The following is a 5,814-nucleotide window of genomic DNA, read 5'->3' as shown; positions in this document are numbered from 1 at the left end:
GGCCTCTTCTAGGAGCCGGGCGCAGTCCTGGCCGTCGCGCAGGGCGTCACCCAGGGCCTCCAGGCGGGCCAGGTAGCTGGAGAGGTCGGTGAAGGCGTCGTTGAGGAAGCTCAGGTTGCCGCCCACGTACTGGACGGGGGTGTTGATTTCGTGGGCGATGCCCGATGCCAGCTGGCCGATCGCCTCCAGTTTGCGGGCCAGGCCGAGCTCGCGCTCCATGGTCTTTTTTTCGCTGATGTCGAAGAGGATGTCGATGAGGCGGCGTCTGCCGCCCACGGAGGCGTTCAGGATGGTGCGCGACACGGGCAGGACCTTTCCGCCCGGGCGGGCAAGCAGGAATTCCCCGCCGGCGAAGGCCATGTCGCCCTGCTGGCGCGTCTGCGGACCGGGGGACGGCTGCTCCAGGGGGGTGAGGCGGGCGGAGAACTCCCGGTAGTTGCGTCCGAGCGCGTCCTGGCGGCGGATGCCGAAGAGCTCCTCGGCCACGCCGTTGAGCTCCGTGACGGTGAAGCTGGCGGGGTCCAGGATGACGGCCCCGGCGCGGATGCCGGTGAGGATGGCCTGGAGCATGGCTCCGGCCTCCTCGGGCGGGAGGCAGGCAGGGCCCTGGAGGGTGGCGTCCGGCGCGTCGCCGTGCGGGGCGGCAGGGCTGGGGGGGATGTCCTGGGGCATGGGGGCGCTCCGGCTGAGGTCAGACCGCCGAGGTCTCCTGGTTGGCCCCGCTCTCCTTGAGCACGCTGGCCACCAGTTGGGGCACGTCAAGGATGAGGGCCATGGAGCCGTCGCCGTTGATGGTGGCCCCGGAGATGCCCTCCACGCGGCCGATGAGCCGCCCAAGGCTCTTGATCACCGTCTGCTGCTGGCCCACCACCTCGTCCACGGCGATGCCGGTGCGGCCGTTCTCGTGGCGGGTGATCACCACCTGTTCGAGGCCTGGGGACCGGCCCGGGAGGAGGAACGTCTCGCGCAGGCGAACGTAGGGCACGATCTCGCCCCGGATGTGCAGCGTGCGCCCGCGCGACTGGCGGCCGTCGGCAAGCTCCACGCATTCTTCCACCATGGAGAGGGGGATGATGTAGTGCTCGTCGGCGGCGCGAACCTGGAGGCCGTCGATGATGGCCAGGGTGAGCGGCAGGGTGATGGTGACGGCGGCGCCGCGCCCGGGCGCGGAGTCGATCTCCACGGCTCCGCGCAGGGCCTCGATGGAGCGCTTCACCACGTCCATGCCGACGCCCCGGCCCGAGACGTTGGTGACCTTCTCCGCCGTGGAGAAGCCCGGGGCGAAGATGAGCTGGCAGCACTCCTGGTCGGTGAGCCGGGCGTCCGGGGCGATGAGGCCGCGCTCCAGGGCCTTTTCGCGGATGCGCGCGGGGTCCAGCCCCTTGCCGTCGTCGGCGATGCGGATCACCACGGACCCGCCCGCCTGCTTGGCCGAGAGCACGATGCGCCCCTGGCGGGGCTTGCCGGCGGCCTCGCGCGCCTCGGGGGGCTCGATGCCGTGGTCGATGGAGTTGCGCAGCAGGTGCACCAGGGGGTCGCCCAGCTGTTCGATGACGGTCTTGTCCAGCTCGGTCTCGCCGCCTTCGGCCTCCAGGGCGATGTCCTTGCCCAGTTCGGAGCACAGGTCGCGCACGAGGCGGCGGAAGCGGCTGAACGTGGTGCCGATGGGCAGCATGCGGATGGAGAGGGTGTTGTCGCGCAGCTCGCCCACAAGGCGCTCGATCTCCTCGGTGACGGCCGTGAGCGGGGACAGGCCCACGTCGGAGGCCACCTGATTGAGGCGGGCCTGGGCGATGACCAGCTCGCCCACAAGGTTCACGAGGTTGTCGAGCTTGGCGGCTTCCACGCGCAGGCTCTGGGCCTGCTGCACCGGTTTGGGCCTGCCGTTGGCGGCCGGGGGGGCGGCCGCCTGCGCGGGGCGGCCCGCAGACGGGCCGGGGCTCACCCCGGGGGCGGCGGGGCAGGGCGCCGGGGCATCCTCCACGACGACGTCGCCGGGATTCTCCAGGAACAGGAAGATGTCGCGCGCGCTGTCGACGCCCCGGGCGGTGTGGAGGGTCATGTCCCAGGCAAGGCGGCAGTCCATGGGGGAGAGGTCCTCCAGGGGGGGCACCCCGGAGGTGTCGGCCTCCACGTGAAGCTCGCCCAGGCCCGCCAGCTCTTCCAGGAGAACGGCGGGGTCCATGCGCGCGAAGTGGCCGGTGTCCGAGGGCGCGAGGCGGATGCGCAGGGAGCAGGACGGCGCGGACTGGGCGCAGGCCGCCGCCTGCGCGGCGGGGGGCGCGGGTCGGGCGGGGGCGGGAGGGGCGGCCAGGGCCTCCAGCCCTGCCAGAAGCTCCAGGTCCGCCGGGAGGTCCTGTCCGTTCTCGGCCACGGGTTCCAGATGGTCCTTGACGCGCAGGGTGATGTCCACCAGTTCGCGGGAAGCGGGCAACTGGCCGCAGCGCACGCGGTCCCACAGGGACTCCACGTCGTGGAGCAGGGCCACGCAGCCCGCAAGGCCGAACATGTCGCAGGCGCCCTTGATGGAGTGCAGGGCGCGGAAGATGCGGTCCACCACACCGTTGTCGGCGGGGTCGCGGTCCAGGTCCAGCAGGGCTGCGTCCAGTTCGGCCAGGTGTTCCCGCTGTTCTTCCTGGAAGAGTGCACCGAGGGTGTTCATGCGCTGAGCCCTCCCAGGCCCGGGAGGTTTCCCCCCTGCCCGAGCAGGTGGCACTCGGGCAGGGCGGCGGCCGCGCGTGTTCCCGGCGCGAAGCCCAGCCGCGCGCAGTGGGTCGCCGCCTCGGGGCTCAGGCCCGTCAGGCGCAGGGGCTTGCCCTTGGCGGCAAAGGAGCGCCGGGCGGCGCACAGCAGCTGGAGCAGCGCCGCGCCCGGCTTGTCCACGCGGCCTGCGTCCAGTTCAAGGGCCGGGGCGTCGTCCAGGGAGTCGAGAAGCCGCCGACGCAGGTCCTCCAGTTCGGACGCGCCCTGCAGGGCGGACAGTTCCAGACGCAGGGCCTGCGGAGGCGGGGCCGCGTCCGCACCGGCGGGTGCGAGCAGGGCCGGGTCCACCACGCGGATGCGCGAGATGTCCAGCGCGAAGAGGTAGCCCACCACGTCAGGCTCCACGATGGTGGCGTAGAGCAGGTAGAAGGGGAGCACGTTGCCCACGGGGCCGTCCAGGTCGCCAACGGCGGCCAGGTCGGTGCGGCAATCCAGGATCAGGCCGCTGGATTCCATGACCGCGAAGATGTCCAGGGGCGTCTTGCCCCGGGCGTGCACGTCGTGGATGAGGTCGTACTCCACGAGGTAGATGTAGCGGCCGCCCTCCAGGGCCTGCTCCAGGGTGAGCCGGTCCAGGACGAAGGCGTCCTGCCCGCCGGGCAGGGGGATGTTCAGGCGCTGGTCCATGTGGCCCTGACGGGAGGGGGGTAGCCCTTCCGCCACCAGCTCCGAAAGTTCGGCGATGGAGCCGGAGATGTCCTGCTCGTTTCCGGCCTGGCCTTGGTGGATGAGCGCGCGCAGGAGGTCGAACCCCTTGAGCAGCGGGGAGACCAGGGCGCTGGAGGGCGTGAGTTCGCCCGCGCGCACCATGTGCAGGATGTTTTCGAGCTTGTGCGCCAGCTCGCGCACGTTCTCAAGCCCCAGGAACCCCGCGCCGCCCTTGATGGAATGGGCCGCTCGGAAGATGGTGTTCACCAACTCGGGATCGCTCTGCGCGTCCTGCTCCAGGTCCATGAGGGAGGCCTCGATGCCTACGAGATGTTCCTGGGCGTCTTCGATGAAGAGGGCGAGGATGTCGTCGTCGGAGTCCATGGCCGTCCCTAGGCGTTGACGTGGAAGTGGCGGTCCAGACGCATGGCCCGCAGGAGCTTGAGGATGTCGCCGGGCACGTTCTCCAGCCGCAGCACGCCGCCCTGCTTGGCCAGGGTGTTGTGCGCGGCGATGAGCACGCCCAGGCCGACGGAGTCGACGGCGGTCACGCCGGAGAGGTCCAGGGTGAGTTCCCCGGGGGATTCCCTCAAGGCTTCCTTGAAGCGACTCTTGAGGGCGTCGGCCTGGGAGGCCACCAGATTCGTTTCGGGGCGTACGGTCGCCGCCATGGGATACTCCTTGCCGTCGCGCTCAGGCCAGGGCCAGGCGCAGGGTCAGTCCGTTCCCGGCCTCGTTGTAGCGAACGGTCCGGGCGTAGAGGTTCATGATGCAGAGGCCCCTTCCGCTGGCGGATCCGGGCGGGGGCATGGACGGCGGGCGTTTCCGCCAGTCGAACCCGGGGCCGGGATCGGTCACCAGGAAGGTGGCCTCGTTTCCTTCCACGGTCAGTTCCAGGTCCACGGCCAGGGCGGGGTCCAGCCGACAGCCGTGCACCACGGCGTTGAGCAGAGCCTCGCGCAGCGCCGTGAGCGCCGGGAAGAGATCCGCCTCCGGGGCGCAGGCCTGGAGACGCCGCCTGGCCTGTTCCACGGCCAGGTCGATGGCCGCGAGACTGGCCGGGACGCTCAAACGCAGCGCTGCCGCGCGTTCCGAAGGCCCGGGGCCAGGATCGGGTCGATCGTTGTTCATCTACACCTCGGCCACCAAAAGGACAACATCGTCGTGTGTCGGTTCGCCCTCCGGCAGGAGCGCGGACAGGACGTGGTCGGCGGCTTCTTCCAGGGGAAGCCCGGCGGCCTGTTCGCAGGCGCGGGCCAGAAGTTCCCGGGCCTGGTCGTGGGTGCGTCCGCGACGTTCCACCAGTCCATCCGAGTAGAGCAGGAAGCGGTCGCCCCGGCCCAAACGCAGGTCCAGGGTTTCGAAGTGCGCGCTCTCGAAGCCTCCCAGCACGTCGCCCTCGGGTTCGAGAAACTCGGCCCAGCCGCCCTTGCGCACCAGCACCGGCGCGGGATGTCCGGCGCGCACCAGGGTGGCCCTGCCCGATGCGCGGTTCAGGGCCAGATAGCTGGCGGTGACCACCTGGCCTTCGCTCAGCACCTGTCGGAGTACGCCGTTCATGGTGGCGAAGGTCTCGGCGGGACCGTAGAGAGGGCCGGCGTTCTGGCGGATGAGGCTCTTGAGCGCAGGGGTGATGAGGCTCGCGCCCAGGTCGTGTCCGGTCACGTCGGCCAGGAAGTAGCCGTAGATGGAGTCGCTGTGCCGGAAGACGTCGTAGATGTCGCCCCCGGCGGCGTCGTGGGTGAGAAAGCGCACTGCGAAGGAGGCCTCGGGGAGTTCGCGCGGGTTCACGAGCATGGCCTGCTGGGCCTGGCGGAGGGTTGAAAGTCTGGCTGCCTGCTGGGCGATGAGCGCCTGTCGGGCCTGTCGCAGGCGCAGGTGGATGCGCGCGCGCGCCACAACCTCGGCCCCGGAAAAGGGCTTGGTCACATAGTCCACGGCGCCCAGTTCCAGGCCCTTGATCTTGTCGGGTGTGTCGGTGAGCCCTGAGAGGAAGATGACGGGGATGTCGCGCGTGGCGGGGTTTCCCTGAAGGCTTTCGCACACGTCGAAACCGTTTTCCCCGGGCATGAGGATGTCCAGAATCACCAGATCGGGCCTCTGGGCCAGTGCAAGGGCGCGCGCCTCATGCCCGCTGGCGGCCGGAAGGGTGCGGAAGCCGGCCTCCGAGAGCGCCCAGGTGAGAACCTTGCGGTTCACGGCCTCGTCGTCCACCACGAGGATCAAAGGAGCGTCAGAGGGGTGGTCCGCGTTGTGCAGCAGGGTCGTCATGATGCGAACGTTGTCCCATTTCGATAAAGAATTCAAGGGTAATCGGCCTTGGTCGCAGAAAATATGCTTGATCTTGGAAATAGTCGTTGACGTTTGGGGCGAGCGCCCGTAAAAGCCCCCTTCTGCCTGACG

Annotated in this window: 6 protein-coding genes; all 6 read right to left on the bottom strand. The window is 69.9% G+C overall.

Features of this window, described 5'->3' with window-relative positions; all coding sequences use genetic code 11:
- The coding region (locus ACV4UX_RS16725; RefSeq protein WP_491594420.1) for a PAS domain-containing protein at positions 1–672 on the bottom strand (672 nt) is incomplete at its 3' end.
- Between the two features lie 19 nt (positions 673–691).
- Positions 692–2,662, bottom strand: coding sequence for a chemotaxis protein CheA (locus ACV4UX_RS16720; RefSeq protein WP_491594419.1), 1,971 nt, complete (start codon positions 2,660–2,662; stop codon positions 692–694).
- Positions 2,659–3,795: an Hpt domain-containing protein gene (locus ACV4UX_RS16715; RefSeq protein ID WP_491594418.1), complete on the bottom strand. Its 1,137-nt coding sequence runs from the start codon at positions 3,793–3,795 to the stop codon at positions 2,659–2,661. The genes ACV4UX_RS16720 and ACV4UX_RS16715 overlap by 4 nt, the downstream gene beginning before the upstream one ends.
- Positions 3,796–3,803: 8 nt before the next feature.
- Entirely contained in the window at positions 3,804–4,082 is a 279-nt protein-coding gene (locus ACV4UX_RS16710) for an STAS domain-containing protein (RefSeq protein WP_491594417.1), read from the bottom strand.
- 22 nt (positions 4,083–4,104) lie between these two features.
- Positions 4,105–4,542, bottom strand: a complete 438-nt coding sequence (locus ACV4UX_RS16705; protein ID WP_491594416.1) for an ATP-binding protein — start codon at positions 4,540–4,542, stop codon at positions 4,105–4,107.
- The gene (locus tag ACV4UX_RS16700; protein WP_491594415.1) at positions 4,543–5,682 is read right to left on the bottom strand and encodes a PP2C family protein-serine/threonine phosphatase; all 1,140 of its coding nucleotides are present in this window, start codon (positions 5,680–5,682) and stop codon (positions 4,543–4,545) included.
- Positions 5,683–5,814: the final 132 nt, after the last annotated feature.

The organism is Fundidesulfovibrio sp. (assembly GCF_058402725.1).
This window is presented reverse-complemented; position numbering and strand designations above follow the sequence as displayed.